Source organism: Streptomyces sp. ERV7 (assembly GCF_001653515.1).
Classification (GTDB): Bacteria; Actinomycetota; Actinomycetes; order Streptomycetales; family Streptomycetaceae; genus Streptomyces.
In genome coordinates, this window is sequence record NZ_LYOY01000040.1 from 322,704 (window position 1) to 349,252 (window position 26,549).

Here is a 26,549-nt window from a genome sequence, read left to right on the forward strand (position 1 = left end):
GCCCGGGGAGCGGGCCCTTGTCCGTCGGTGCCCCTGGTTAAGGTGAACGCATGAGCACACCCTCCCGCTTCGACCGCGGACACACCGACGACCTGATGTCCTTCCTCGCGGCGAGCCCGTCGCCGTACCACGCGGTGGCGAACGCGGCCGCGCGGCTGGAGAAGGCCGGCTTCCAGCAGGTGCGGGAGACGGACGCGTGGGACGCGTCGGTCGGCGGGAAGTACGTGCTGCGCGGGGGCGCGATCATCGCGTGGTTCGTGCCGGAGGGCGCTTCGGCGCACACCCCGTTCCGGATCGTGGGCGCGCACACCGACTCGCCGAACCTGCGGGTCAAGCCGCTGCCGGACACGGGGGCGTTCGGCTGGCGCCAGGTCGCCGTGGAGGTCTACGGCGGGACGCTCCTGAACACCTGGCTCGACCGCGACCTGGGCCTGGCGGGCCGCCTCACCCTGCGCGACGGCTCGCACCGCCTGGTGAACGTGGACCGCGCGCTGCTGCGCGTGCCACAGCTCGCCATCCACCTCGACCGCTCGGCCAACGACGGGCTCAAGCTGGACCGGCAGAAGCACCTCCAGCCGATCTGGGGCCTCGGTGACGTCGCGGAGGGCGATCTGATCCGCTTCCTGGAGCAGGAGGAGGGCCTGGCCGAGGGCGAGGTGACCGGCTGGGACCTGATGGTGCACTCGATCGAGCGGCCGTCGTACCTGGGCCGCGACAACGAGCTGGTGGCGGGCCCGAGGATGGACAACCTGATCTCGGTGCACGCGGGCACGGCGGCGCTGGCGGCGGCGTCCACGGCGGCCGGTCTGCCCTTCATCCCGGTCCTGGCGGCCTTCGACCACGAGGAGAACGGCTCACAGGCCGACACCGGCGCGGACGGGCCGCTGCTCGGGACGGTCCTGGAGCGCTCGGTGTTCGCGCGCGGCGGTTCGTACGAGGACAAGGCGCGCGCCTTCGCGGGTACGGTCTGCCTGTCCTCCGACACGGGCCACGCCATCCACCCCAACTACGCGGAGCGCCACGACCCGACGCACCACCCGCGCGCCAACGGCGGCCCGATCCTGAAGGTCAACGTCAACCAGCGGTACGCGACGGACGGTTCGGGCCGGGCGGTCTTCGCGGCGGCGTGCGAGCGGGCGGGCGTGCCGTGGCAGCACTTCGTCTCCAACAACGCGATGCCGTGCGGCACGACGATCGGCCCCATCACAGCGGCGCGCCACGGCATCCAGACGGTGGACATCGGGGTGGCGATCCTGTCGATGCACAGCGCGCGCGAGCTGTGCGGGGCGGACGACCCGCACATGCTGGCCAACGCGCTCCGCGCCTTCCTGGAATCCTGACCCCACCCCCGGGGCTACGCCCCCGGACCCCGCTTTCGCGTTGACCTGCACGCCGGTGGGGGCTGGTCGCGCAGTTCCCCGCGCCCCTGGGCACTCAGGGGCGCGGGGAACTGCGCGAGCAACCCGGCACGGTCCGCGGACAAACCCCGGCCGCCCGCCAGAGGGCTTTCGGGAAGGGGTGGGGAGGGGCTACCCGTCCAGGCCCGCCAGAACCAGGGGCAGGCGGGTTGCGCCCGTCGGGGTCAGACGGACCGGCACCCCCCAGTCCTGCTGATGCACATGGCACGCCGGGTACTCGTTCGCCGGATCGTCGTCGCACGACGCCGCCATCGCGGAGACGTGCAGGACCCCCTCCGCCACCGCCGGGTTCAGCGACAGCTCACGCGAGAGGTCCGTCCCCGTACCCTCCCCCGACACCAGCAGCTCCGCCGGAGTCGAGGAGACGATCAGCCGCGTCGAGGGGCCGTAGCGGGTGTCCAGCTTCTGGCCGGCGGGGGCCTGGAAGACCACGTCCAGCTGGAGGAGGCCGGGGGCGACCTCGGTCGCCGCCCGCTGCGTACGGTGCGCCACCGCGTCCACCCGTACCGCCGACTCCGGCAGCCGCAGCCGCGTCAGCCGGTGCCGAGCCGACTCGACCACCACGATGTCGTCCCCGACGAGCACCGCGTCGCTGGGCTCGCGCAGGTCCGTGGCGAGCGTGGTGACCTCGCCGGACGCCGGGTCGTAGCGCCGCAGCGCGTGGTTGTACGTGTCGCAGACGGCCACCGATCCGTCGGGCAGGGCCGTCACGCCCAGCGGATGCTGGAGCAGCGCCTGCCCCGCCTCCCCGTCCCGGTGGCCGAAGTCGAAGAGCCCGGTCCCGACGGCCGTCCCCACGACGTAGCCGTCGCCCTCACGCTCCACGTACCGCAGCGCCGAGTTCTCCGAGTCCGCGACCCACAGCCGGTCCTCGGTCGCCGCCAGTCCGGACGGCTGCGCGAACCACGCCTCGGCGGCCGGCCCGTCGACCAGGCCCTCCTGGGTCGTCCCGGCCGCGACCTCGACCGTGCCGGTCGACGGGTCGTACGTCCACAGCTGGTGCACCCCGGCCATGGCGATCCACACCTTGCCCTGCCACCAGGCGACGTCCCACGGCGAGGAGAGGTCGACGTCCAGGGCGGGACCGGACGTGGGCGAGCCCTGCCACCACTGCCTGCCGGTACCGGCGACCCGCTCCACCGCCCCGCTCGCCGGGTCGAGGACCCGCAGCGCGTGGTGGACGGTGTCCGCGACGATCACGCGCCCGTCCGGCAGCGGCGCCAGCCCCTGCGGCTCCTTGAAGTCGCCGTCGCCGATCCGCCGCACCACCGTCTCGCCATCGGGCTCCAGCTCGACCAGCTGGTGCCGGGTCGAGTCGGAGACGAGCAGGTTGCCGCTCTCCGGCAGCACCAGCACCTTGCCGGGGAAGCGCAGATCGCTCGCCACCGGCTCCGGCGGCACATACGGCCCGTCCCCGCGCCGCAGCGTCCCCTTGGCCCCGTGCTCGGCCTCCAGGTCCTCCACCAGCTTCGCGATGGCGTGGGCGTGCCCCTCGCCCGCGTGCTGGGCGACGATGTACCCCTCGGGGTCGATCACGACGAGCGTGGGCCAGGCCCGTACCGCGTACTGCTTCCAGGTCGCGAGCTCCGGGTCGTCCAGGACCGGGTGGTGCACCTGGTAGCGCTCCACGGCGTCGACGACGGCCTGGTGCTCGGCCTCGTGCACGAACTTCGGCGAGTGCACCCCGATGATCACCACGGTGTCGCGGTGCTTCTCCTCCAGCTCCCGCAGCTCGTCCAGGACGTGCAGACAGTTGATGCAGCAGAAGGTCCAGAAGTCGAGGATGACGATCCTCCCCCGCAGGTCGGCGAGGGTGTACTCCTGATCACCGGTGTTCAGCCAGCCGCCCTTGCCGATCAGCTCGGGGGCCCGAACGCGTGCACGTGTAGCCATACCCCCATCCAACCCCAAAACCAGGGGTACGCATTCCGCCATGAAGTATCTGGTGCGCGACAAGATCTTCGCGATCGGCGACGACTACTGGATCGAGACCGAGGACGGCCGGCCCGCCTTCCTCGTCGACGGCAAGGCGCTGCGGCTGCGGGACACCCTGGAGCTGAAGGACCCGACCGGGCACGTACTGATCACCCTGCGCAAGAAGATGTTCAGCATCCGGGACGCGATGACCATCGAGCGGGACGAGCGCCCGCTGGCCACGATCCGCCGCAAACGGCTCTCGCTGCTGCGCAACCACTACCGCGTCGCCCTGGTCGAGGGCACCGAGCTCGATGTCTCCGGCAAGATCCTCGACCGCGAGTTCACGGTCGAGTACGACGGGGAGCTGCTCGCGCACGTCTCGCGCCGCTGGTTCCGGGTGCGCGAGACGTACGCGGTGAACGTCGTCCGCGAGGACACCGACGCGGCGCTGCTGATCGCCGTCGTGGTGTGCGTGATCCGGATGGACGAGCGGGACCGGGACCAGGACGGGGAGGACGACTAGGACCCCGCCGGTGGCCGGAAGCCGCCGCTCACGCCCCCGGCGCCCGTACTCCCAGCCGGCGGTCCTTCAGCGCCGGGAACTGCTCCCGCGTCGCCGCCACCTTCTCCGTGTCCAGCTCGACCGTGAGGACCTCCTCGTCCTCGCCCGCCTCCGCCAGGACCTCGCCCCAGGGGTCCACCACGATGCTGTGGCCCGCCTGCGGGACGCCCGCGTGGGTGCCGCCGGTGCCGCAGGCCAGGACGTACGCCTGGTTCTCGACCGCACGCGCCCTGGCGAGCAGCGTCCAGTGCGCCAGGCGTCTGGCGGGCCAGCCGGCCGGGACGACGAAGGTCTGGGCGCCCGCGTCCACCAGGCCCCGGAACAGCTCGGGGAAGCGCAGGTCGTAACAGGTCGCCAGGCCGAGCGTGGTCTGTGGCAGCGCTACCGTGACCAGTTCCTCGCCCGCGTCCATCAGCACCGCCTCGCCCTGGTCGAAGCCGAAGCGGTGGATCTTGCGGTAGGCGGCGGCCAGTTCGCCCTCGGGCGTGAAGACCAGGGAGGTGTTGTAGAGGCCGCCGTCCGCGCCCCGCTCGGGGACCGACCCGGCGTGCAGCCAGACGCCCGCGTCCCGCGCGGCCTTTGACATCGCCTCACGCGTCGGCCCGTCAGCGACCCGCTCCGCCTCGGCCGCGAAGCTCTCGTACGCGAAGGCCCCCACCGTCCACAGCTCGGGCAGCACGACCAGATCGCTGTCCGCCTGGTCCCGTACCAGCGCGGCCGCTCGATGTCTGCGGGAATCCACCGATTCCTGTGGATCCACACCGAATTGGATGAGGGAGGCGCGCACACTACCACCGTCCTGGCATTCGAGTTGTCAACACGGGCCTACGATCGTCACACGAAAGCACTGCCGGGGTGCCTTTCGGCAGCGTAACTTAACTGCCACAGCGCCCAGCCCGCGTACGTACAGAACCGCCGAGGGGTCCCGTGACCGTCCATCCCAGCCTCCAGACCTACGCCGACGCCTGGACCCACTCCATCGAGGCGATAACCGAGCTGGTGATGCCGCTCGTCGAGGGGGAGTGGAACCGCGCCACTCCGTGCCCGTCGTGGTCGGTGCGCGACATCGTGTCGCACATCATCGGGATGGAATGCGAACAGCTCGGCGACCCGCGCCCGATCCACACCCTGCCGCGCGATCTCTACCACGTGCAGAGTGAGTTCGCGCGCTACATGGAGATGCAGGTCGATGTGCGCCGGCACCACACCGCGCCGGAGATGACCTCGGAGCTGGAGTACACGGTCATCCGCCGGGCGCGGCAGCTGCGCAACGAGAGCCGGGACCCCGAGACCATGGTCCGCGCCCCGCTCGGCGCCGAGCAGACCCTGGAACTGGCGCTGCGGATGCGGGCGTTCGACGTGTGGGTGCACGAGCAGGACCTGCGGTGGGCGCTGGGCAAGCCGGGCAACCTCGACTCGCCGGGCGCGTATGTGGCCCGCGACATCCTGCTGCACACCCTGCCGAGAGTCGTGGCCAAGGACGCGGGCGCCCCGCCGAACTCGGCGGTCGTCTTCGACATCCACGGCCCGGTCGAGTTCCTGCGTACGGTACGGGTCGACGCCGAAGGGCACGGCACGGTCGACGGCGCGCCCTCGCTCGGCCCGCTCGCCACCCTCGCGATGGACTGGGAGACGTTCGTCCGCCTGGCCTGCGGCCGGGTGCGCCCGCACGCGGTGGCGGACCGGGTGAAGACCGAGGGCGACCAGGAGCTCGCGGCGGCGATCCTGCGGGACTTCGCGGTCACGCCGTAGCCCCTGGGGGCGGCTCTCACGCCGGTACGTGCACCGCCTCCACCCTGCTCGCCACCAGGTGCTCCCGCTCGCGGTGGGCCGCCCGGCCGCGCAGCCGCAGGATCTGGGTGACGCCCAGCGCCTGGAGGACGAACACCGAGGCGAACGCGATCCGGTAGTTGTCGCCGGTCGCGTCGAGCAGCACGCCGATCGCCAGCAGCGTCGTCATCGAGGCGGTGAAGCCGCCCATGTTGACGATCCCCGAGGCCGTGCCCTGGCGCTCCGGCGGGTTGGCCGGGCGGGCGAAGTCGAACCCGATCATCGAGGCGGGGCCGCAGGCGCCGAGCACCACGCAGAGCACGACGAGCAGCCACATCGGCGTGTGCGGCGCGGGGTAGGCGACGGCGGCGGCCCACAGCACGGCGGTCGCCCCGACGGTGCCCAGGGCGAGCGGCGCGCGGGCCGCGTGGTGGCGGGCGATGAGCTGCCCGAACACCAGGCCCACCACCATGTTGGACAGGACGACCAGGGTCAGCAGCTCACCGGCCGTGCCCCGGGAGTGCCCCTGCGCCTCGACCAGATACGGCATGCCCCACAGCAGCAGGAACACCATCGCCGGGAACTGCGTGGTGAAGTGCACCCACATCCCGAGCCGCGTACCCGGCTCGCGCCAGGACTCGGCGATCTGGCGGCGTACGTAGGCGGCCCCGGCGTGGGTGGCGGGCGCGGGCTCGTGGCCCTCGGGGTGGTCGCGCAGGAAGAGCAGCAGCAGGACCAGCACGACCGCGCCCGCGAGCGCGCTGCCCGCGAAGGTGGCGGTCCAGCCGATCCCGTGCAGCGCCCGGGAGATGACGATGGTGGAGACGAGGTTGCCCGCCATCCCGAAGAGCGCCGCGACCTGGGCTATCAGCGGGCCGCGCCGGACGGGGAACCAGCGCGAGCCGAGCCGCAGGACGCTGATGAACGTCATCGCGTCACCGCAGCCGAGCAGGGCGCGGGAGGCGAGGGCGGTGCCGTACGAGGGCGAGAAGGCGAAGCCGAGCTGCCCGGCCGTGAAGAGCACGACGCCCAGGGTGAGCACCTTCTTGGTGCCGAGCCGGTCGACCATGAGGCCGACGGGTATCTGCATCCCCGCGTACACGAGGAGCTGGAGTATGGAGAAGGTGGAGAGCGCGGAGGCGTTGACGCCGAAGCGGTCGGCGGCGTCGAGCCCGGCGACGCCGAGGCTGGTGCGGAAGATGACGGCGACGAAGTAGACGCTGACGCCGATGCCCCAGACCAGGGCGGCGCGGCGCCCGCCGAGGGGCTCGGCCACGGGGCCGCCGGACGCGGCGGAGCTCATCGTTCCTCACCCCGGACCAGGATCTTGACCCAGCTCAGGTGCTGGCGCACGCAGTGCGCGGCACGCTCGGCGTCCCCGGCCCTGATGGCCTCCAGCATCTCCTCGTGCTCCGCGATGTTCTTGGCGATCCGGTCGGGCTGGGCGTGCATCACGGCGACGCCCATCCGCAGCTGCCGGTCGCGCATCTGGTCGTAGAGCCGGGAGAGGATCTCGTTCCCGGCGTTGCGGACGATCTCGGCGTGGAAGCAGCGGTCGGTGACGGCGACGGCGGCGAGGTCACCGGCCGCCGCGTTGGCCTTCTGCTCCTCCAGGAGCTCTTCGAGCCGGGCGATCAGCCGCTCGGGCGCGGGCACGGCCCTGCGTACGGCGAACTCCTCGACGAGCAGCCGGGTCTCGACCACGTCGGCGGTCTCCTGCGCGGAGACGGCGAGGACGAGGGCGCCCTTCTTGGGGTAGAGCCGGATGAGCCCTTCCACTTCGAGCTTGAGCAGCGCCTCGCGCACCGGTGTGCGCGACACCCCCACGGCCTCGGCCAGCTCGCCCTCGGTGAGGAGCGTCCCGCCCTCGTAGCGCCGGTCGAGTACGGCCTGCTTGACGTGCATATAGACGCGGTCGGCGGCGGGCGGCTGCTTGACGGGGAGTGGGGCGGGCGTGACGGCGGAGGCAGGAGCGGACGGCATGCGCACAGGATAGATACAACAGGTGTCCATCAGAAAGGGGCGTCCGGATGCCGGAACGCCCCTTGTCCGTACGACCGCATGGCCGTGCCCCCGGACGCGCGTGCGTCCGGGGGCACCTGTACCTGACTACGCCCAGGTGATCAGCCGCTTGGGCTGCTCCAGGATCGCCGCCACATCGGCCAGCACCTTGGAGCCGAGCTCGCCGTCGACCAGCCGGTGGTCGAACGACAGCGCCAGCGTGGTGACCTGACGGGGTTTCACCTTGCCCTTGTGGACCCAGGGCTGGAGCTTGATCGCACCGACCGCGAGGATCGCGGACTCGCCCGGGTTCAGGATCGGGGTGCCCGTGTCGACACCGAACACCCCCACATTGGTGATGGTGACCGTGCCGCTCTGCATCGCCGCCGGGGACGTCTTGCCCTCGCGGGCCGTCGCCACCAAGTCACCCAGGGCCGCCGCCAGTTGCGGCAGCGTCTTGTCGTGGGCGTCCTTGATGTTCGGGACGATCAGACCGCGCGGGGTGGCCGCCGCGATGCCCAGGTTCACATAGTGCTTGAGGACGATCTCCTGCGCCGCCTCGTCCCACGCCGCGTTGACGTCGGGGTTGCGCTTGATGGCGACGAGCAGCGCCTTGGCGATGAGCAGCAGCGGGTTGACCCGCAGGCCCGCCATCTCCTTGTCGCCCTTCAGCTCCTCGACCAGCTTCATCGTGCGCGTGACGTCCACCGTCACGAACTCGGTGACGTGCGGCGCGGTGAACGCCGAGCCGATCATGGCCTGCGCGGTCGCCTTGCGTACGCCCTTGATGGGGATACGGGTCTCGCGCGCCTCCGAGGAGACAACGGCCGCGACGGGCGCGGGAGTTGTTTCACGTGAAACACCGCTCGGCGCGGCCGGCTCGGCGACCGGGGCCGCCGCCGCGCGGACGTCCTCGCGGGTGATGACGCCGTCCGGGCCGGTCGGGACCACACTCGCCAGGTCGATGCCCAGGTCCTTGGCCAGCTTGCGGACCGGGGGCTTGGCCAGCGGCCGGGCGGCCGGGGCGGCGCCGTGGCCGTTCAGCTCGGCCTGCACGGCGGCTGCCGCGGCCTGCACGGGAACCGGGGCCCCCTTGCGCGGGCGGCGCTTGGTGGAGGACTCGGCGACGCCGTAGCCGACGAGGACCGGCTGGCGGCCCTTGGGCGCCTCCGGCTCCTCGGCGGGCGTCTCGGCGACCGGGGCCTGGACGGGGGCGGCGGCCTCGGCGGCCGGCTCACCGGAGCCCGGGGCCACGTCCACCGAGATGATCACCTCGCCGACGTCCACCGTGGTGCCCTCGGGGAAGCGCAGCTCGTGCACCACACCGTCGAACGGGATCGGCAGCTCGACGGCCGCCTTCGCCGTCTCCACCTCGCACACGACCTGGCCGTCGGTGACCGTGTCACCGGGCTGGACGTACCACTTGAGGATCTCCGCCTCGGTGAGTCCCTCGCCGACGTCCGGCATCTTGAACTCGCGGAAGCGAACAGAAGTATCAGTCATGGTCACGGGACTCCTCAGTACGCCAGCGAGCGGTCGACGGCGTCGAGCACCCGGTCCAGACCCGGCAGGTACTCCTCCTCCAGGCGCGCCGGCGGGTACGGGGCGTGGTAGCCGCCGACCCTGAGCACCGGTGCCTCCAGGTGGTAGAAGCTGCGCTCGGTGATCCGCGCGGCGATCTCCGCGCCCGCGCCGTAGAACACCGGCGCCTCGTGGACCACGACCAGACGGCCGGTCTTCTCCACCGACGCCTGGACCGCGTCGAAGTCGATCGGGGACATCGAGCGCAGGTCCAGGACCTCGACCGACTTGCCCTCCTCGGCGGCGGCCGCGGCGGCCTCCACACAGACCTTCACCATCGGACCGTACGCCACCAGCGTCAGATCCGAACCGGTCACGACCGTACGGGCCTTGTGCAGCGGGCCGGGAATGGCCTCGGGGTCGACCTCGCCCTTGTCCCAGTAGCGCCGCTTGGGCTCGAAGTAGATGATCGGGTCGTCGCTCTGGATGGCCTGCTGCATCATCCAGTACGCGTCGGAGGCGTTCGAGGGCGAGACCACCTTGAGGCCCGGAACGTGCGCGAAGAGCGCCTCCGGGGACTCGCTGTGGTGCTCGACCGCGCCGATGCCGCCGCCGTAGGGGATACGGACGACGACCGGCAGCTTGATCTTGCCGAGCGCGCGGGCGTGCATCTTCGCGAGCTGGGTGACGATCTGGTCGTACGCCGGGAAGACGAAGCCGTCGAACTGGATCTCCACGACCGGGCGGTAGCCGCGCAGGGCCAGACCGATCGCGGTGCCCACGATGCCGGACTCGGCGAGCGGGGTGTCGATGACCCGTCCCTCGCCGAAGTCCTTCTGGAGCCCGTCGGTGACCCGGAAGACGCCGCCGAGCTTGCCGACGTCCTCACCCATGATCAGGACCTTGGGGTCGGTCTCCATCGCCTTGCGCAGCGACTCGTTGATCGCCTTGGCGATGGGAAGCTTCTGTACGGTCATGGCTACTTGCCCTCCCCCGCGGCGAAGCCGCCATCGGACTCAGTCGCGAACGACGCCTGGTAGGCCGCGAACTGGGCCCGCTCCTCGTCGACGAGCGCGTGCCCGTCGGCGTAGATGTTCTCGAAGATGGCCATCCGGTCGGGGTCGGGCATCGCCCGCACCGCCTCGCGCACCCGCTTGCCGAGCGTCTCCGACTCCTCCTCCAGGGAGGTGAAGAAGGCCTCGTCGGCGTGACCCTCGTTCTCCAGGTACGTCTTCAGACGCAGGATCGGGTCCTTGGCCTCCCAGGCCTCGCGCTCCTCGTCGGCCCGGTACTTCGTCGGGTCGTCGGAGGTGGTGTGCGCGCCCATCCGGTACGTGAACGCCTCGACCAGGGTCGGGCCCTCGCCGCGCCGGGCCCGCTCCAGGGCGGACCGGGTCACCGCCAGACAGGCGAGCACGTCGTTGCCGTCGACCCGGACGCCGGGGAAGCCGTAGCCCTGGGCGCGCTGGTAGAGCGGCACCCGGGTCTGCTTCTCGGTCGGCTCGGAGATCGCCCACTGGTTGTTCTGGCAGAAGAACACGACCGGGGCGTTGTAGACGGCGGAGAAGGTGAACGACTCCGCGACGTCGCCCTGGCTGGACGCGCCGTCTCCGAAGTACGCGATCACGGCCGAGTCCGCGCCGTCCTTGGCCACGCCCATGGCGTAACCGGTGGCGTGCAGCGTCTGCGAGCCGATGACGATCGTGTACAGATGGAAATTGTTGCTGTTGGGATCCCAGCCGCCGTGGTTGACGCCACGGAACATGCCCAGCAGGTTCGTGGGGTCGACCCCGCGGCACCAGGCGACACCGTGCTCACGGTAGGTGGGGAACACATAGTCGTCGTCGCGCAGGGCGCGGCCGGAGCCGATCTGGGCGGCCTCCTGGCCGAGCAGCGAGGCCCACAGGCCCAGCTCGCCCTGGCGCTGCAGTGCGGTGGCCTCGGCGTCGAAGCGCCGGGTCAGCACCATGTCGCGGTAGAGCCCGCGCAGCTCTTCGGGGGTCAGGTCAACGTCGTAGTCAGGGTGCTCGACCCGCTGGCCCTCGGGCGTCAGCAGCTGTACGAGCTGGGGGTCGGCGACAGCCTTCCCGGCGCTGCTACCGGTGCGCTTGCTGCTGCGTCGCGGTTTGCGCGCGGCAGTGCTCTCCACGGTCACGTGCGTGCTCCTCCGTCTGTCCGGCCCCCGGGTTCGCCGGTGTGGCCAGTTGCGGCTCCTCGCCTGCTTCCGGTCGCGGTGCACGGGGGTGGGTGCGCCTCACCGGGAATCAGGCGTGACAGGTGCCCCGGCGAGCGCCCTGTCATAGGCACGTTACCCAGTGCTGCGCATTACTGCGAAACCCCATTTGACCTGCGATTTTGCTTGGATTTCCAAGTAAATCGAGAAAGCGGGGAACAACCACTGGTCACAGCACTGATGACAGCCTTGCAGGCCGCCGGAACAACGGCACGTTATCCCGGTCACCTGCGGCACGGGAAGAGCGAATGTGTGAGACTGATTCCGTGCGCGAACCAGGCAAAATCACCGTATTCCTGCTCGACGACCACGAAGTGGTCCGCCGTGGCGTCCACGAAATGCTCTCCGTCGAGGAGGACATCGAGGTGGTCGGCGAGGCCGGCACCGCGGCGGATGCCCTGGTCAGGATCCCTGCGACGCGTCCGGACGTGGCGGTGCTCGACGTCCGGCTGCCGGATGGCAGCGGTGTGGAGGTCTGCCGCGAGATCCGCTCCCAGAACGAGGACATCAAATGTCTGATGTTGACCTCGTTCGCCGATGACGAGGCACTTTTCGATGCGATCATGGCGGGTGCGTCCGGATATGTCCTGAAGGCGATCCGGGGCAGCGAGCTGCTGTCGGCGGTACGGGACGTGGCGGCGGGCAAGTCCCTCCTCGACCCGGTCGCGACCGCCCGCGTCCTGGAGCGACTGCGCGACGGCGGCACCGCCAAGGGCGACGACCGCCTCGCGAACCTCACGGACCAGGAACGCAAGATCCTCGACCTGATCGGCGAGGGCCTCACCAACCGCGTGATCGGCGAGCGCCTTCACCTCGCGGAAAAAACGATCAAGAACTACGTCTCGTCCCTGCTGTCGAAACTGGGCATGGAACGCCGCTCACAGGCGGCGGCATACGTAGCAAGAATCCAGGCAGAACGCCATTAGCCCCTCCCCGCCCGTTCCCTCGACCTTCCGGTTCCGGGGGTGGGCGGGGGCCCCCACCGCCGCCCGCCCCCGCAGGACGCCGGCGGCTGGGTGCACGGCGACTTCCACCCGCTGAACCTGCTCTACCGCGGCAAGGAGCCCGCCGCGATCGTCGACTGGGACCGCCTCGGCGTCCAGCCCCGCGCCGAGGAGGCGGTACGGGCCGCCGTGATCTTCTTCGTACGCCCGGCCGGGGAGCTGGAGCTGGACAAGGTGCGCGCGTACTCGCGCGCCTACCGGGGAGCCACCGGCGCGGACCCGGCGGAGCTCGCCGCCGCCGTCCACCGCGTGTGGTGGGAGCGGCTCAACGACTTCTGGATCCTGCGCTGGCGCTACCAGCTCCACGACCGAAGGGCCGACCCGCAGTTCCCTGCGGCGTCGGCCCTTGCGGTCTGGTGGACCCGTGAATACGAGGCGGTGTGCGAGGCGTTCGCGGGGTGAGACGCGAACACCCGGTGCCTCAGGGCGTCTTGGGCGTGCTGCCCCCGGCGCTCTGACCCGCGGTCGTACCGGTGGTCGTGCCCTGGTTCGTCCCCGCGGTGGTGCCGGTGGTCGTCCCGGTGCTGGTTCCCTGGCTCGTCCCCGTGCTGGTGCCCGTGGTCGTGCCCTGGTCGGTACCGGCCGTCGTCCCCTGGTCCGTACCGGACGTGGTGCCCGTGGTGGTGCCCTCGTCCGTGCCGGCCGTCGTCCCCTGGTCCGTACCGGACGTGCTGCCCTGGTCGGTGCCCGAGGTCGTGCCCTGGCTCGTCCCGGACGTGGTGCCCTGGTTGGTGCCGGGCGAGGGCGAGTGCTTCTTGCTGCGCTTGGGCGACGGCGTGTACGGATCCGGGTAGCCGCCGCCCGTCGTCGAGGTCTGGTCCTGGCTGCGGCTGGCCTGGTCGTCGGGGCTCGGCGAGGTCTTCGACTCGTCCGACGGCGACGGAGAGTTGGAGACCGCCGGCTTCTTCGGCGTCTGACCGCCGTCCTTGTTCTCCGCCGCCTTCATCGCGAACGCCACGCCCGCCGCGATCGCGATGATCGCGAGCACCACGAACAGGACGACCTTGCCCCGGCCGCCGCCCGAGCGGCGGCCGTTGCCGTTGTAGCCGCCGTTGTTGTAGCCGCCCGAGCCGTAACCCCCGTCGTACCCGCCGTCGTCCGGGTTCATCGGCGGCAGGATCGGACCGCGGAACTGCGAGGTCTCCCCGTGCCCGGGGTGGCCCATGGCGGTGGTCGGCGTGGTCATGCCCATGGCGGCGGTGTGGGCGCCCTCGTGCATGACCTCGACCGGACCGGTGTTCCAGGTGCCGGTGTGGCCGCCCTGCGCCTGGAGCATCTGCAGTCCGTACTGGACCAGGCCGCGCATCTCCTCGGCGGACTGGAAACGGTCGTCCGGGTCCTTGGCGAGAGAACGCATGACGAGGCCGTCGAGTTCCGGCGGCGCCACAGTGGCGACCTGCGACGGCGGAACCGGGATGTCCTGGACGTGCTGGTACACCACTGACAACGGTGTCTCGCCGGTGAAGGGCGGGCGCAGCGCGAGCAGTTCGTACAGCAGGCAGCCCGTCGCGTACAGGTCGGAGCGATGGTCGACGGCCTTGCCGAGCGCCTGCTCCGGCGAGAGGTACTGCGGCGTGCCCATGACCATGCCGGTCTGCGTCATCGTCGACTGCGCGCCGTGCAGGGCGCGCGCGATGCCGAAGTCCATCACCTTCACGGCGCCGGTGTGCGTGATGATCACGTTGGCGGGCTTGATGTCGCGGTGCACGATGCCGTGCTGGTGCGAGTACGCCAGCGCCTCCAGGACACCGGAGACGATGATCAGCGCCTGCTCCGGCGGCGGCGCGTCCGCCTGGACCAGAAGGTCGCGGATGGTGCGGCCCTCGACCAGCTCCATCACGATGTAGGGGACGGTCTGGCCGCCCACCACGTCCTCGCCCGAGTCGTACACCGCCACCACCGCGTGGTGGTTGAGACCGGCCACCGACTGCGCCTCGCGCGTGAAGCGGGCCTTGGAGACCGGGTCCTCGGCGAGGTCGGCGCGGAGCAGCTTCACCGCGACCGTACGGCCCAGACGTACGTCCTCCGCCGCGAAGACCTCCGCCATGCCGCCCCGGCCGAGCCGGTGCGTCAGCCGGTAGCGGCCGTCACCGACGAGTCCGCCGACCCACGACTCATGGTCCTGCGCATCGGGCATCCCGGCGCCGTTTCCCTCGGGTTCGGGTGCCATCAGTCCTCGCCGTCGTGTCTGGCCGCGTCAGCGGTGGTTCCTTGCGGTCTTACGGTTGTGCAGTAGTGCACGCTACAGCGTTCGTACAGGCCGCCGGTTCGGGATGGACCGGCCATCCAATCGGTTCCGCGTGTACCCATGCAAATTCCATGCGATTCCTGTAACGCTTACGAGACGCTTCTTGCGCGTACGGTCACGGAACGGGCACCCGGCTTGACGTGTCGTACCCCTCGGGCAGACTTGGCCTGAAAATTTCGAGGATCATCACTGGCCTTCGCGCCAAGGGGGATGCACAGTCATGAGCCAGGACGGCGCACAGGGCCGCTATGCGGGCGGCTCCATCGCGGGCGGGCGCTACCAGCTGCGCGACCTCCTCGGCGAAGGCGGTATGGCCTCGGTCTACCTGGCGTACGACGCCGCCCTTGACCGCCAGGTGGCGATCAAGACGCTGCACACCGAACTCGGCCGGGAAGCGTCGTTCCGCGAGCGCTTCCGCCGTGAGGCGCAGGCCGTCGCCAAGCTCCAGCACACCAACATCGTGTCGGTCTTCGACACCGGTGAGGACGAGCTGGGCGGCACGACGATGCCGTACATCGTCATGGAGTACGTGGAGGGCCAGCCGCTCGGCTCGGTGCTGCACACCGACATCCAGCAGTACGGCGCGATGCCCGCCGACAAGGCCCTGAAGATGACCGCCGACGTACTGGCGGCCCTTGAGGTCAGCCATGAGATGGGCCTGGTCCACCGCGACATCAAGCCCGGCAACGTGATGGTGACCAAGCGCGGCGTGGTCAAGGTCATGGACTTCGGCATCGCGCGCGCCATGCAGTCCGGCGTCACCTCGATGACCCAGACCGGCATGGTCGTCGGCACCCCGCAGTACCTCTCGCCCGAGCAGGCGCTGGGCCGGGGCGTCGACGCCCGCTCCGACCTGTACTCGGTCGGCATCATGCTCTTCCAGCTGATCACCGGCCGGATCCCGTTCGACGCCGACTCGCCGCTGGCGATCGCGTACGCACACGTCCAGGAGGAGCCGGTCGCGCCCTCCTCGGTCAACCGGTCCATCCCGCCGGCCGTGGACGCGCTGGTGGCCCGCGCGCTGAAGAAGAACCCGAACGAGCGCTTCCCCAGCGCGGCCGCGATGCGCGACGAGATCGCCCGTATCTCCGCCAGCGGCCAGACCGGCGCGGCCCCGGTGATCACCGGCGGCGGCCCGGTCTCCAGCGGCCAGGGCGTCGGCTCGACGGTCTTCCCTCCGCTGGACTCCTCGGCCCAGCAGGGCTACCAGGGCAGCGTCCAGACGCCGTACCAGGCGAGCCCGTACGGCCCGCCGACGCCGGCCCCCACGCCGCAGCCGTCGTACGGCTACCCGCAGCAGCAGATGCAGCCGCAGGCCCCGATGCCCGCGCAGCACACCCCGCCGCCGTACACGATCTCCCCGGCGCCCGCGGCGAGCGGCGGCGGCTCCTCGAAGAAGAACACCCCGGTGATCATCGGCGCGATCGCGGTGGCGCTCCTGGCGGTCGGCGGCCTGATCACGGCGCTGACGCTGAACAAGGACGACGGCTCGGAGGGCGGCAGCGACAAGCCGTCCGGCGAGGCCGTCGCCGGCCACAAGGGTCCCGAGCGCAGCCGCACGCTGGAGACCACCAAGTGCACCAGCCCCTCGAAGTCGCCGCTCGACCCGTCGAAGGTCCAGGCGCCGGACTTCACCTACAAGGACATCCTCTCGGTGAAGTCGTGCCTCCAGGCGGCGGGCTGGAAGATCGAGACCAACACCGTGGACAACGGCCAGTGGGGCCAGGACACGGTGGTGACGCAGTTCCCGGCGTCGGGCACCGACGTCGACCCCAAGTCGGCGCAGTTCACACTGACGGTGTCGTCGGGCAACCCGCCTCAGCAGTAGGAGATCCCGTCCCGGGTGCACCCGAGTGACGCACCCGGGATGCCCGCCCGGTCGGCCCATGTGACGCTGGCCGTATGGCTTCAGGGCTCCGGGGACGGCTCCGGGCACGGCTCGGGACGCTCGGCGCGGGTGCCGCGCTGGCGTCGGGCCTGCTGCTCGTGACCCCGCCCGCGTACGCCGAGGACCCGCGTACGCCGAGGACCCGGCGGCGCCCGCCGCCTCCCCTCTCGACCAGCGGTTCGCCGGCAACCGGGCCGGAGAGGGCCGGGCCCGGCCCGGACGCCCTCCCGGCACCCTCCCCTACGTACCGGACGAGTCGGCGCAGCCGATGGCCGACGCGTTCCAGTCGCCGACCCCGCCGCCGGCGCCGAGCGCGCAACCGGCGGTGGCGCGCAGGAGCCCGCCGTCCCGTATGTCCACGACATCGGAGCTCCGCGTCCACGTCCTGTCGATGGGTGCGGGCCTGAGCCTGACGGGCCTGGGCCTGGCGTTCCTCGCGCTGCGCCTGCGCCGCACCTGACGCATTCCCTTCCCCTCCCAAGGGGTGGATCACAGCTCCCCGGGGGCACAACGTGATGTGAGGCACGTGTGCGAGAGAATGGACGGCATGGAGATGCCGAGGAACGAACAGTCGCCGGACAGCCCCCACATCCTGGTCGTCGGACAGGACGGCATGGCCATCGGCGGCGGTGACGACGAGTCGCGCGAGGTCCCGGTGACGGAGATGGTCGAACAGCCTGCCAAGGTCATGCGCATCGGCAGCATGATCAAGCAACTTCTGGAAGAAGTACGCGCGGCTCCTCTGGACGAGGCGAGCCGCGTACGCCTGAAGGACATCCACGCCTCCTCGGTCAAGGAGCTGGAGGACGGCCTGGCCCCCGAACTGGTCGAGGAGCTGGAACGCCTCTCGCTCCCCTTCACGGACGAGGCGATCCCCTCCGAGGCGGAACTGCGCATCGCCCAGGCCCAGTTGGTGGGCTGGCTGGAAGGCCTCTTCCACGGCATCCAGACGGCCCTGTTCGCGCAGCAAATGGCAGCCCGAGCCCAACTGGAACAAATGCGCCGCGCCCTCCCGCCGGGCGCTCCACACGACGACGAGGACGGGCCGGGGGTGCGGTCGGGGCCGTACTTGTAGGAGTTGGGGAGAGGGGCGAAGGCCCCGCCCAGGGCCCGGGGACGGAGTCCCCGGGAGTTCCCGGGTCAGCAGCCGCAGGGGGAGGCCCCCGAGGCCCCCGTGTTCGGCCGCGAGGAGGGCGAGCTCGCGGCGGAGCGGCTCGGCCCGGTAGACGGCGACGAGCGGCTGCGCCCGCCCGCTCTCATCGACGCACAGGACGCCTTCGCGCCCGCCGCTGCCGAGCGCGTCGAGGAGGCCCTCGACGGTGGGTTCCCCCAGGAAGGGAAGGTCGGCGGAGAGCGCGAGCACCGAGGGGGCGGTGGTCAGCCGCAGTCCCGCGTCCAGGGCGGCGAGGGGCCCGCCCCCGGCCGGCTCCTCCCGCGTCCACCGCACGGGCCGCGCCGTGGTGCGGCGCCCCCCGACGACCACGGTGACCCCGGCCCCGGTACAGGCGGCCAGCACCCGGTCGAGCAGCGCCCTGCCTCCCACCCGCACCCCGGGCTTGTCGGCCCCGCCGAGCCGCCGCGCGGCCCCTCCGGCGAGCACGATGGCGTCATAGGGCGTCGTCATCCCAGCAGTATGCGGCGCGCACGACATGAGGGGTACGAGGGGTACGAGGGGTATTGCCCGGGGCGCGAGAGGCAGCGCGCCCCCGGGCGCGGGCAGCGACGGGGCGCGAGGGTGGCGGCGCCCGCCGCCACCCTCCCGACACTCCCTGCCCGACGTTCCTGCCCGGCTGTCCCTGCCCGGCTAGAGCGAGCGCAGCAGCACCGCCGGCTGCTCCACACAGTCCGCCACGTACCGCAGGAAGCCGCCCGCCGTGCCGCCGTCGCACACCCGGTGGTCGAACGTCAGCGACAGCTGGACGACCTGACGTACCGCCAGCTCGCCCTGGTGCACCCACGGCTTGGCCATGATCCGGCCGACTCCCAGCATGGCGGCCTCGGGGTGGTTGATGATCGGCGTGGAGCCGTCCACCCCGAACACCCCGTAGTTGTTCAGGGTGAAGGTGCCGCCGGTCAGGTCGCCGGGCGTCAGGGTGCCCGCCCGGGCCGCCTCGGTCAGCCGCGCGAACTCCTCGCTCAGCGACGCCGCGCCGCGCGCCTGCGCGTCCCGTACGACCGGCACGACAAGGCCCCGCTCGGTCTGGGCGGCGAAGCCCAGGTGCACCGCGGGCAGCCGCACGATCTCCCGCGCCGCCGTGTCCACCGTCGAGTTGAGCTCGGGGTAGCGGTCGAGGGCCGCCGTGCAGATCCGGGCCAGCAGCGCCAGTACGGAGATCTTCGGTCCGCCCACCGCGTTCATCGCGGCCCGCGCCGCCATGAGTTCGGTGGCGTCCGCGTCGACCCAGCACGTCGCGTCCGGGATCTCGGTCCGGCTGCGCGACAGCTTGTCGGCCACCGCGCCCCGTATCCCGCGCAGCGGTATCCGCGTACCGGCGGTGGCGGAACCGGCCGCCACCGGCACGGGTGCCGCCGCCGTCACCGGCTCGGCCTCCGCCCGCAGCGCCGACTCCACGTCACCGCGCAGGATCAGCCCTTCGGGCCCGGAACCGGTCAGCCCGCGCAGGTCCACCCCGTTCTCACGGGCCAGCTTCCGTACGAGGGGCGAGATGACGGGCACGGGGCCGGTCGCCGCAGTGGGCGCGGCCACGCGCGCGGCGGCCGGAGCGGCGGCGCGCGCGTGGCCCGGCGCGGCCTCCGCCGGGGGGACGGAGGGCGTCACCGGCGCGGCGGCGGGGGCGGCGCCCACCGGCGCCGGGCGCACCCGGCGGCGCCGCCGCACGGCCTCGCCCGTCCCGTAGCCGACCAGCACATTGCCCGAGTACTCCGAGGACTCGGCGTCGGCCGCCTCGGGCGCGCCGACGGCGACGGTCAGCAGGGGCGCGCCGACGGGCAGTTCCGTGCCCTCCTCACCGAACCGCGCCGTCACCACGCCCCCGTAGGGGCACGGCACCTCCACCATCGCCTTGGCGGTCTCGACCTCGACCACCGGCTGGTCGATCGCCACGACGTCGCCCACCGCGACCAGCCAGCGCACGATCTCCGCCTCGGTGAGGCCCTCACCGAGGTCCGGCAGCTTGAATTCCAGGACCTTGGGCATCAGCTCCCCGCCTCCCACTGCAGCCGCGCCACCGCGTCCAGGACCCGGTCCACGCCCGGCAGATGGTGCTTCTCCAGCATCGGCGGCGGGTACGGGATGTCGAACCCGGCGACGCGCAGCACCGGCGCCTCCAGATGGTGGAAGCAGCGCTCGGTGACCCGGGCCGCTATCTCGCCGCCGGGGCCGCCGAAGCCGGTCGACTCATGGACGACGACGGCCCGGCCCGTACGCCGCACGGACGCGCACACCGTCTCGTCGTCGAAGGGCACCAGGGAGCGCAGGTCGACGACTTCCAGGTCCCAGCCCTCGGCCGTGGCCGCCTCGGCCGCCTCCAGGCAGACCGGGACGGAGGGGCCGTAGGTGATCAGCGTGGCGCTGCGGCCGGGGCGGCGCACGACCGCCTTGCCTATCGGCGCCACCTCGGTGGGCGCGTCCGGCGACCACTCGGCCTTCGACCAGTAGAGCCGCTTGGGCTCCAGGAAGATGACCGGGTCGTCGGAGGCGATGGCCTCGCGCAGCAGCCCGTACGCGTCCTCGACGGTGGCGGGCGTCACCACGTGCAGCCCGGGGGTCGCCATGTAGTACGCCTCGGAGGAGTCGCTGTGGTGCTCGACACCGCCGATCCCGCCCCCGTACGGCACCCGCACCACCAGCGGCATGCCCATGGAGCCGCCCGTGCGGTTGCGCATCCGGGAGACATGGCTGATCAGCTGCTCGAACGCCGGGTAGGCGAAGGCGTCGAACTGCATCTCCACCACGGGCCGCAGCCCGTACATCGCCATGCCGACGGCCGTGCCGAGGATGCCGGCCTCGGCGAGCGGGGTGTCGGTGCAGCGGTCCTCGCCGAACTCCTTGGCGAGACCGTCGGTGATCCGGAAGACCCCGCCGAGCGTGCCCACGTCCTCTCCGAGGACATGGACCGTGGGGTCCTCGGCCATCGCGTCGCGCATCGCGCGCTGCAGCGCCTGCGCCATGGTGGCGGGCTTCGCCGCGACCGTGGTCATCGCTCCCCCTCGTGCTCGTCCTCGTGCGCCGCCAGCTCGGCCCGCAGCTGGGCCTCCTGTTCGCGCAGCTGGGCCGTCTTCTGTGCGTAGACGTGCGCGAAGAGGTCCATGGGGTCGAGCTCCGCGTCCGCGTTCATCCGCTCGCGCAGGGCGGCGGCCATGCTCTCCGCGGCCTCGGCCGCGGCCTTCTTCGCGCTGTCGTCGAGGAACCCGCGGCTGGTCAGCTCGGCCTCCAGGAGCTGGATCGGGTCGTGGTCGCGCCACGCCTCCACCTCGGCGTCCACCCGGTAGCGGGTGGCGTCGTCGGCGTTGGTGTGCGCCTCGATCCGGTACGTCACGGCCTCGATCAGCGTGGGGCCGCCGCCACGGCGGGCGCGCGCCACGGCGTCGGCCAGCACCTCGTGGACCGCCGCCGCGTCGTTGCCGTCGACCAGCCGGCCCGGCATCCCGTACCCGACGGCCTTGTGGGCGAGGGAGGGGGCCGCGGTCTGCTTGGCCAGCGGCACGGAGATCGCGAAGCCGTTGTTCTGCACGAAGAAGACGACCGGGGCCTGCCAGACGGCCGCGAAGTTCAGCGCCTCGTGGAAGTCGCCCTCGCTGGTGCCGCCGTCGCCGACCATGGCGAGCGCCACCACGTCGTCACCCTTGAGACGCGCGGCGTGGGCCAGGCCCACCGCGTGCGGGAGCTGGGTGGCCAGCGGCGTGCACAGGGGTGCGATGCGGTGCTCGTGCGGGTCGTATCCGGTGTGCCAGTCGCCGCGCAGCAGGGTAAGGGCCTGTACGGGGTCGAGTCCGCGGGCGACGGCGGCGAGGGTGTCCCGGTAGCTGGGGAAGAGCCAGTCCTGCTCCTGGAGCACCAGCGCGGCCGCGACCTCGCAGGCCTCCTGGCCGGTGGAGGACGGGTAGACCGCGAGGCGGCCCTGCTTGGTGAGGGCGGTGGCCTGCGCGTTGTACCGCCGGCCGCGGATCAGTTCCGCGTACAGCCGCAGCATCAGGGTGCGGTCGAGCGGGGCGCCCGTGCCGAGCACGCGGTACGGCTCGGGGTCCGGGAGCAGCGGGGCGGGGTCGGTGCGGGGGCCTCCAGGCAGGGGGAGGGGTGGGCCGGTAGGCGGCGGCACCGGCACCGGGCAGCTCTTGAACCGTCATGACGAAGCACCTCCTCGTGGGAGCGGGAAGGAGGCACGACAGTGTGATGCGCCTCACCTACCGATTGTTCGGTCGAGAGCGCATTTTGGCTACAGGCACCGCGAGCCTGTGGACAAACGGTTCTGCACAGCCTGGGATAGAGACAGGTCGTCCATGCTAAGGAGGCGGGGGGACATGGCAGCTGAACAAATGGCCGACGAGGGCCAGGGCGCGGCGGCGCGGCCGCTGGACGCCGTCGACCGCGACATCCTGCGCATGCTCCAGACCGACGGGCGCGCCTCGATACGCTCCGTGGCCGAGCGTGTGCACGTGTCCCGCGCCAACGCCTACGCCCGGATCAACCGTCTGCTGGACGACGGGGTGATCCGCGGCTTCACCGCGCGTGTGGACCACGAGAGGGCGGGCCAGGGCGCGTCCGCCTACATCACGCTCAAGATCGTCCAGAATTCGTGGCGCACGGTCCGCGAGCAGCTCCAGGCGCTGCCGGGAGCCGCCCACATCGCCTTGGTCAGCGGTGACTTCGACGTGCTGCTGCTGGTGCACTCGCCGGACAACCGGGCGCTGCGCGAACTGGTCCTCACCAAGCTCCAGTCGATCCCCGAAGTGCTGTCCACCCGCACCCTGCTGGTCTTCGAGGAGACCGACCTGGACCCGGGCCCCGGCACGCCGTAGGCCCGGCGGCCGGCGCCGTCAGAGGGGTCGTCTGGGGGCGTCCGGGGGAAGCAACGGCACGCGCGCGTCAGAGGCGGGTGCGTCAGGGGTGGGTGCGCAGCCCGTCGAAGGCCAGGTGGACGACCGCCTCGGTGACCTGGGCGCGCTCCGCCTCCGACTCGCGCTGCGGCCGGTACCACTCCACCAGGGAGTTCACCATGCCGAAGAGCAGCCGGGTGGCCAGGCGTATGTCGATGTCCGTACGGAGGTCGCCGTCGGCGGCCGCGGCCTTGAGCAGGTCCGAGACGCGCTGGTCGAACTCCCGGCGGCGCTCCATCGCCCAGCGCTCGGTCTTGGTGTTGCCGCGTACGCGCAGCAGCAGCGTGACGTACGGCAGCTCCGCCATCAGCACCTCGACCGTGCGCCGGGTGACGTACTCGACCCGCTCGATCGGGCGCCCGCGCGTGGCTCCCGGCTCGTCCAGGACAGCGAACAGGCCGTCGATGGCGCGGCTGACGGCGCGCCGCAGCAGCTCCTCCTTGCCCGCCACATGGTGGTAGATCGACGACTTGGAGATGCCGGCCGCCTTGGACAGGTGCTCCATGGAGGTGCCGTCGTAGCCGCGCTCGTTGAAGACCCGCACGGCGACCGTGAGCAGGGTCTCCGGGGTGTACGTGTCCCGCTTGGCGGTGGTCATGAGGCGGTCTCCTCGCCGTTGCTGTACGACTGCCGGTAGAGGGCGAGCGAGGGGGCGTAGCGGCCGGTGGGGCAGCGCTCGTGCATCGCGGAGAGCAGGTCGTACGCCCAGTCCTGACCCAGCCTGCGGCTCCACTCGACGGGTCCGAGCGGGTAGTTGACGCCCAGGCGCATCGCGGTGTCGACGTCCTCGGGCGTGGCGACGCCCCGGGCGACCGCGTCGGCGGCGAGGTCCGCGAGCATCGCCACCGTACGGGCGACGATCATGCCGGGGACGTCCCCGATCACGCTGACCTTCTTGCCGAGCTTCTGGAAGAGGCCCACGGCCTCGCTCACCGCGCGCGTGGAGGTGTCCTCGCTCGCCGAGAGCGCGATGCGCGTCGCACCCCGGTAGTCGAGGGCGAGGTCGAAGTAGACGACGTCCGCGTACTCGACGGAGGTGCGTCCGTCGGCCGGGACGAGCTGGCCGTCGCCCGGCAGCCCGATGTAGGGGCCACCGGAGTCGGTGGTCTTCACCTCGATGCCCGCTTCGCGCATCATCGCGACGAGCTCGGCGGCGGGGCCGAGGTCACCGACGACCGTGACGGCGCCGGGCGCCTCGGCCGGCTCGGCGGTGTGCGGCTCGGGGCGCACCGCGCCGTCCCCGTACGCGTACCAGCCGCGGCCGCTCTTGCGGCCGTGCAGGCCCGACTCGACCAGCCTGCGCTGGGCCAGCGAGGGGGTGAACTTGGGGCTCTGGAAGAAGGACTCCCACACCGAGCGGGTCACGGCCTCGTTGACGTCCTGGCCGATGAGGTCGGTCAGTTCGAAGGGGCCCATGGCGAAGCCGCCGCTCTCGCGCAGCACGGCGTCGATGGTGGCGGGGTCGGCGGCGCGCTCCTCGTACACCGCGAAGGCCTCCGCGTAGAAGGGCCTCGCGATGCGGTTGACCAGGAAGCCCGGGGTGTCGGCGCAGCGCACCGGCGTCTTGCCCCACGCCTTGGCCGTCTCGTACGCGCGCGTGGCGGCCGCTTCCTCGGTCGCGAAGCCGGAGACGACCTCGACGAGGGGGAGCAGCGGCGCCGGGTTGAAGAAGTGCAGCCCGACGAAGCGGCCCGGGTGGCGCAGGGCGCCCGCGACAGCGGTCACGGACAGGGAGGAGGTGTTGGTGGCGAGCAGGCAGTCCTCGGCGACGATCTCCTCCAGCTCCGTGAAGAGCCGCTGCTTGACGCCGAGTTGCTCGACGACCGCCTCGATGACCAGCGCGGCGTCCGCGAGCTCGGCCGGCTCCTCGGCCGGGTGCAGCCGGGCGAGTGCGTCGTCGCGCCCCGCCGATGTGATCCGGCCTTTCTCGACGAGCCGCTCCAGGCGGGCCGCGACGGCCGCCGCGGCCTCCCGCGCCCTGCCGGGGACGGCGTCGTACAGCCGCACGGGGTGCCCGGCGACCAGGGCCACCTGGGCGATGCCCTGTCCCATGGTCCCGGTGCCGACGACGGCGACGGCGCGGTCCGGCCCGACGGCGGGGCTCTGTTCGATGGCGGTCATGACGCGATCCTCCCCGATGAGTTGTCCACAGGTTCGACGGACCCCCTTGTCCCGACCGATCGTTCGGTTACTCTAACTCTGTCCGCCCGTCCCTGCCCAGCTCGACGAGGAGTGGGTCCGTATGGCCGCCCAGCTCAGCCCCCAGCAGCTCACCGAGACCCACCGGACCACGCTCGACCAGGCCCTGGAAGCGATCCGCACACGCGCGTACTGGTCCCCCCACCCCGAGCACCCCAAGGCGTACGAGAACGACGGCAGGGCCGCCTTCGACGCGCTGCTCGGCACCCGCATCGACCTGGACCAGCCCGGCACCGACGACTGGACGGGAGCGGAAGTCTCCCCGTACGGGACCGAGTTGGGCATCACCTACCCGCACCCCGACCTGGAGGTGCTGCTGCCCGCGATGAAGGCCGGCATGGGCGCCTGGCGGGAGGCCGGGCCCGAGCTGCGCGCCCTGGTCTGCCTGGAGATCATCTCCCGTATCTCCGCCCGCACCCCGGAGCTGGCGCACGCGGTCATGCACACCAGCGGCCAGGCCTTCATGATGGCCTTCCAGGCGGGCGGCCCGCACGCCCAGGACCGCGGCCTGGAAGCGGTGGCGTACGCGTACCAGGAGCAGACCCGCACCCCCTCGGACACGGCGCACTGGTCCAAGCCGCAGGGCAAGCGCGACCCGCTGGAGCTCAGCAAGACCTTCGTCCCCACCGCGCGCGGCATCGCGCTGATGATCGGCTGCAACACCTTCCCGACGTGGAACGGCTACCCGGGCCTGTTCGCCTCGCTGGCCACCGGCAACCCCGTCCTGGTCAAGCCGCACCCGCGCGCGGTGCTGCCGCTCGCCCTGACCGTCCAGATCGCCCGTGCGGTCCTGGCGGAGGCGGGCTTCGACCCGAACCTGGTGGCGCTGGCCGCCGAGCGTCCCGGCGAGGGCATCGCCAAGACGCTGGCCGTCCGCCCCGAGATCCGGATCATCGACTACACGGGGTCGACCGCCTTCGGCGACTGGCTGGAGGCCAACGCCCGCCAGGCGCAGGTCTACACCGAGAAGGCCGGCGTCAACACGGTCGTCGTGGACTCCACCGGCGACTACAAGGGGATGCTCTCCAACCTGGCCTTCTCGCTGTCCCTCTACAGCGGCCAGATGTGCACCACCCCGCAGAACCTGCTGATCCCCCGCGACGGCATCGACACCGACGCGGGAGCGAAGTCCTACGACGAGGTGGTGGCCGACCTCGCCGCCTCGGTCGGCGGGCTGCTCGGTGACGACGCGCGCGCCAACGCGATCCTGGGCGCGCTGGTCAACCCGGACGTGAAGACCCGCCTGGAAGCCGCTGCCGGGCTCGGCGAAGTCGCCCTGCCCTCACGGGAGATCGCCAACCCGGACTTCCCGGACGCGGTGGTGCGCACCCCGGTGATCGTCAAGCTGGACGGCGCCAAGCCGGACGCGGAGGCGGCCTACCTGTCGGAGTGCTTCGGCCCGGTCTCCTTCGCCGTGGCGGTCGACTCCACGGCTGGCGCGCTGGAGCTGCTGCGGCGCACGGTCCGCGACAAGGGCGCGATGACCGTCGGCGCGTACACGACGTCGCAGGAGGTGGAGCGCGCGGTCGAGGAGGTCTGCCTGGAGGAGTCCGCCCAGCTCTCCCTGAACCTGACGGGCGGGGTCTACGTCAACCAGACGGCGGCGTTCTCCGACTTCCACGGCTCGGGCGGCAACCCGGCGGCGAACGCGGCCCTGTGCGACGGCGCGTTCGTGGCCAACCGCTTCCGGGTGGTGGAGGTCCGCCGCCAGGCCTGACGCGCGCGTACCGG

At 71.8% G+C, this 26,549-nt stretch carries 20 protein-coding genes and 3 pseudogenes; 9 read left to right on the forward strand and 14 right to left on the reverse strand.

Annotation, left to right across the window (positions count from 1 at the left end):
* Positions 1–50 precede the first annotated feature (50 nt).
* Entirely contained in the window at positions 51–1,340 is a 1,290-nt protein-coding gene (locus A8W25_RS15945; protein ID WP_067162057.1) for a M18 family aminopeptidase, read from the forward strand.
* 189 nt (positions 1,341–1,529) lie between these two features.
* On the opposite strand, the gene A8W25_RS15950 is transcribed toward A8W25_RS15945, so the two are convergent.
* Positions 1,530–3,311 carry an NHL domain-containing thioredoxin family protein gene (locus tag A8W25_RS15950; protein WP_067162059.1) on the reverse strand — a complete coding sequence of 594 codons (1,782 nt, stop codon included), beginning with the start codon at positions 3,309–3,311 and terminating at the stop codon, positions 1,530–1,532.
* Positions 3,312–3,351: 40 nt separating this feature from the next.
* Between A8W25_RS15950 and A8W25_RS15955 the strand changes: the two genes are divergently transcribed.
* Entirely contained in the window at positions 3,352–3,858 is a 507-nt protein-coding gene (locus A8W25_RS15955; protein WP_067162060.1) for an LURP-one-related/scramblase family protein, read from the forward strand.
* A 28-nt stretch (positions 3,859–3,886) separates the two neighbouring features.
* Here the strand turns inward: A8W25_RS15955 and A8W25_RS15960 are convergent, their stop codons facing one another.
* Positions 3,887–4,684 carry a carbon-nitrogen family hydrolase gene (locus tag A8W25_RS15960; RefSeq protein ID WP_067162062.1) on the reverse strand — a complete coding sequence of 266 codons (798 nt, stop codon included), beginning with the start codon at positions 4,682–4,684 and terminating at the stop codon, positions 3,887–3,889.
* A gap of 140 nt (positions 4,685–4,824) precedes the next feature.
* Between A8W25_RS15960 and A8W25_RS15965 the strand changes: the two genes are divergently transcribed.
* A complete protein-coding gene (locus tag A8W25_RS15965; RefSeq protein ID WP_067162064.1) occupies positions 4,825–5,649 on the forward strand; it encodes a maleylpyruvate isomerase family mycothiol-dependent enzyme in 825 nt (274 codons plus the stop codon).
* Between the two features lie 16 nt (positions 5,650–5,665).
* Here the strand turns inward: A8W25_RS15965 and A8W25_RS15970 are convergent, their stop codons facing one another.
* The 5 genes from A8W25_RS15970 to pdhA (A8W25_RS15990) all read right to left on the reverse strand — a co-directional run bounded on the left by A8W25_RS15970 (position 5,666) and on the right by pdhA (A8W25_RS15990) (position 11,344).
* Positions 5,666–6,970, reverse strand: coding sequence for an MFS transporter (locus tag A8W25_RS15970; protein ID WP_067162066.1), 1,305 nt, complete (start codon positions 6,968–6,970; stop codon positions 5,666–5,668).
* Positions 6,967–7,650 (reverse strand): GntR family transcriptional regulator, encoded by a 684-nt coding sequence (locus A8W25_RS15975; RefSeq protein ID WP_067162068.1) that lies wholly within the window; start codon positions 7,648–7,650, stop codon positions 6,967–6,969. The genes A8W25_RS15970 and A8W25_RS15975 overlap by 4 nt, the downstream gene beginning before the upstream one ends.
* A gap of 126 nt (positions 7,651–7,776) precedes the next feature.
* On the reverse strand, positions 7,777–9,171 hold the full coding sequence (locus A8W25_RS15980; RefSeq protein WP_067162070.1) for a dihydrolipoamide acetyltransferase family protein: 1,395 nt from the start codon (positions 9,169–9,171) through the stop codon (positions 7,777–7,779).
* A gap of 14 nt (positions 9,172–9,185) precedes the next feature.
* Positions 9,186–10,166, reverse strand: a complete 981-nt coding sequence (locus tag A8W25_RS15985; protein ID WP_067162071.1) for an alpha-ketoacid dehydrogenase subunit beta — start codon at positions 10,164–10,166, stop codon at positions 9,186–9,188.
* A 2-nt stretch (positions 10,167–10,168) separates the two neighbouring features.
* A complete protein-coding gene (gene pdhA, locus A8W25_RS15990) occupies positions 10,169–11,344 on the reverse strand; it encodes a pyruvate dehydrogenase (acetyl-transferring) E1 component subunit alpha (protein ID WP_067162073.1) in 1,176 nt (391 codons plus the stop codon).
* Between the two features lie 344 nt (positions 11,345–11,688).
* Here pdhA (A8W25_RS15990) and A8W25_RS15995 point away from each other — a divergent pair, with 344 nt between their 5' ends.
* Positions 11,689–12,348 carry a response regulator gene (locus A8W25_RS15995; protein ID WP_067162075.1) on the forward strand — a complete coding sequence of 220 codons (660 nt, stop codon included), beginning with the start codon at positions 11,689–11,691 and terminating at the stop codon, positions 12,346–12,348.
* Positions 12,349–12,402: 54 nt separating this feature from the next.
* Positions 12,403–12,828, forward strand: a pseudogene (locus tag A8W25_RS16000) (phosphotransferase); the annotation flags it as partial.
* Between the two features lie 19 nt (positions 12,829–12,847).
* On the opposite strand, the gene A8W25_RS16005 reads toward A8W25_RS16000, so the two are convergent.
* Positions 12,848–14,596, reverse strand: a complete 1,749-nt coding sequence (locus A8W25_RS16005) for a protein kinase domain-containing protein (protein ID WP_067162077.1) — start codon at positions 14,594–14,596, stop codon at positions 12,848–12,850.
* A 298-nt stretch (positions 14,597–14,894) separates the two neighbouring features.
* Here A8W25_RS16005 and A8W25_RS16010 point away from each other — a divergent pair, with 298 nt between their 5' ends.
* Together A8W25_RS16010 and A8W25_RS16020 are read left to right on the forward strand one after the other, a co-directional pair.
* Positions 14,895–16,502 carry a protein kinase domain-containing protein gene (locus A8W25_RS16010; protein ID WP_067162078.1) on the forward strand — a complete coding sequence of 536 codons (1,608 nt, stop codon included), beginning with the start codon at positions 14,895–14,897 and terminating at the stop codon, positions 16,500–16,502.
* A 607-nt stretch (positions 16,503–17,109) separates the two neighbouring features.
* Complete coding sequence (locus A8W25_RS16020) at positions 17,110–17,637, forward strand: bacterial proteasome activator family protein (protein WP_067164116.1); 528 nt, start codon at positions 17,110–17,112, stop codon at positions 17,635–17,637.
* 54 nt (positions 17,638–17,691) lie between these two features.
* Here A8W25_RS16020 and A8W25_RS32435 read toward each other — a convergent pair.
* The 4 genes and pseudogenes from A8W25_RS32435 to pdhA (A8W25_RS16035) form a co-directional block, all read right to left on the reverse strand.
* Positions 17,692–18,186, reverse strand: a pseudogene (locus tag A8W25_RS32435) (NTP transferase domain-containing protein); the annotation flags it as partial.
* A 180-nt stretch (positions 18,187–18,366) separates the two neighbouring features.
* Positions 18,367–19,719, reverse strand: a complete 1,353-nt coding sequence (locus tag A8W25_RS16025) for a dihydrolipoamide acetyltransferase family protein (protein ID WP_067164117.1) — start codon at positions 19,717–19,719, stop codon at positions 18,367–18,369.
* Positions 19,719–20,723 carry an alpha-ketoacid dehydrogenase subunit beta gene (locus tag A8W25_RS16030; protein ID WP_067162081.1) on the reverse strand — a complete coding sequence of 335 codons (1,005 nt, stop codon included), beginning with the start codon at positions 20,721–20,723 and terminating at the stop codon, positions 19,719–19,721. Before A8W25_RS16030 ends, A8W25_RS16025 begins: the two co-directional genes overlap by 1 nt.
* Positions 20,720–21,869 (reverse strand): annotated as a pseudogene (gene pdhA, locus A8W25_RS16035) (pyruvate dehydrogenase (acetyl-transferring) E1 component subunit alpha). Before pdhA (A8W25_RS16035) ends, A8W25_RS16030 begins: the two are co-directional and overlap by 4 nt.
* A 174-nt stretch (positions 21,870–22,043) precedes the next feature.
* On the opposite strand from pdhA (A8W25_RS16035), the gene A8W25_RS16040 reads away from it, so the two are divergent.
* Positions 22,044–22,541, forward strand: a complete 498-nt coding sequence (locus A8W25_RS16040) for an Lrp/AsnC family transcriptional regulator (protein ID WP_107470710.1) — start codon at positions 22,044–22,046, stop codon at positions 22,539–22,541.
* An 82-nt stretch (positions 22,542–22,623) separates the two neighbouring features.
* Here A8W25_RS16040 and A8W25_RS16045 read toward each other — a convergent pair whose 3' ends face one another.
* Together A8W25_RS16045 and A8W25_RS16050 are read right to left on the reverse strand one after the other, a co-directional pair.
* A complete protein-coding gene (locus A8W25_RS16045) occupies positions 22,624–23,217 on the reverse strand; it encodes a TetR/AcrR family transcriptional regulator (RefSeq protein WP_067162085.1) in 594 nt (197 codons plus the stop codon).
* Positions 23,214–24,740, reverse strand: a complete 1,527-nt coding sequence (locus tag A8W25_RS16050) for a 3-hydroxyacyl-CoA dehydrogenase (protein ID WP_067162087.1) — start codon at positions 24,738–24,740, stop codon at positions 23,214–23,216. The genes A8W25_RS16045 and A8W25_RS16050 overlap by 4 nt, the downstream gene beginning before the upstream one ends.
* 121 nt (positions 24,741–24,861) lie before the next feature.
* Between A8W25_RS16050 and paaN the strand changes: the two genes are divergently transcribed.
* Positions 24,862–26,535, forward strand: coding sequence for a phenylacetic acid degradation protein PaaN (paaN, locus tag A8W25_RS16055; RefSeq protein ID WP_067162089.1), 1,674 nt, complete (start codon positions 24,862–24,864; stop codon positions 26,533–26,535).
* The last annotated feature ends 14 nt before the right edge of the window (positions 26,536–26,549 follow it).

Bases quoted from the DNA above. Each gene is read 5' to 3' on its own strand.
- A8W25_RS15975 (WP_067162068.1), bottom strand. From the start codon at position 7,650: ATGCCGTCCGCTCCTGCCTCCGCCGTCACGCCCGCCCCACTCCCCGTC.
- A8W25_RS16020 (WP_067164116.1), top strand. From the start codon at position 17,110: ATGGAGATGCCGAGGAACGAACAGTCGCCGGACAGCCCCCACATCCTG.
- A8W25_RS15980 (WP_067162070.1), bottom strand. From the start codon at position 9,171: ATGACTGATACTTCTGTTCGCTTCCGCGAGTTCAAGATGCCGGACGTC.
- A8W25_RS15945 (WP_067162057.1), top strand. From the start codon at position 51: ATGAGCACACCCTCCCGCTTCGACCGCGGACACACCGACGACCTGATG.
- A8W25_RS15950 (WP_067162059.1), bottom strand. From the start codon at position 3,311: ATGGCTACACGTGCACGCGTTCGGGCCCCCGAGCTGATCGGCAAGGGC.
- A8W25_RS16050 (WP_067162087.1), bottom strand. From the start codon at position 24,740: ATGACCGCCATCGAACAGAGCCCCGCCGTCGGGCCGGACCGCGCCGTC.
- A8W25_RS16005 (WP_067162077.1), bottom strand. From the start codon at position 14,596: ATGGCACCCGAACCCGAGGGAAACGGCGCCGGGATGCCCGATGCGCAG.
- A8W25_RS16010 (WP_067162078.1), top strand. From the start codon at position 14,895: ATGAGCCAGGACGGCGCACAGGGCCGCTATGCGGGCGGCTCCATCGCG.
- A8W25_RS16045 (WP_067162085.1), bottom strand. From the start codon at position 23,217: ATGACCACCGCCAAGCGGGACACGTACACCCCGGAGACCCTGCTCACG.
- A8W25_RS15985 (WP_067162071.1), bottom strand. From the start codon at position 10,166: ATGACCGTACAGAAGCTTCCCATCGCCAAGGCGATCAACGAGTCGCTG.
- A8W25_RS15955 (WP_067162060.1), top strand. From the start codon at position 3,352: ATGAAGTATCTGGTGCGCGACAAGATCTTCGCGATCGGCGACGACTAC.
- A8W25_RS16030 (WP_067162081.1), bottom strand. From the start codon at position 20,723: ATGACCACGGTCGCGGCGAAGCCCGCCACCATGGCGCAGGCGCTGCAG.
- A8W25_RS16040 (WP_107470710.1), top strand. From the start codon at position 22,044: ATGGCAGCTGAACAAATGGCCGACGAGGGCCAGGGCGCGGCGGCGCGG.
- A8W25_RS15970 (WP_067162066.1), bottom strand. From the start codon at position 6,970: ATGAGCTCCGCCGCGTCCGGCGGCCCCGTGGCCGAGCCCCTCGGCGGG.
- A8W25_RS16025 (WP_067164117.1), bottom strand. From the start codon at position 19,719: ATGCCCAAGGTCCTGGAATTCAAGCTGCCGGACCTCGGTGAGGGCCTC.
- paaN (WP_067162089.1), top strand. From the start codon at position 24,862: ATGGCCGCCCAGCTCAGCCCCCAGCAGCTCACCGAGACCCACCGGACC.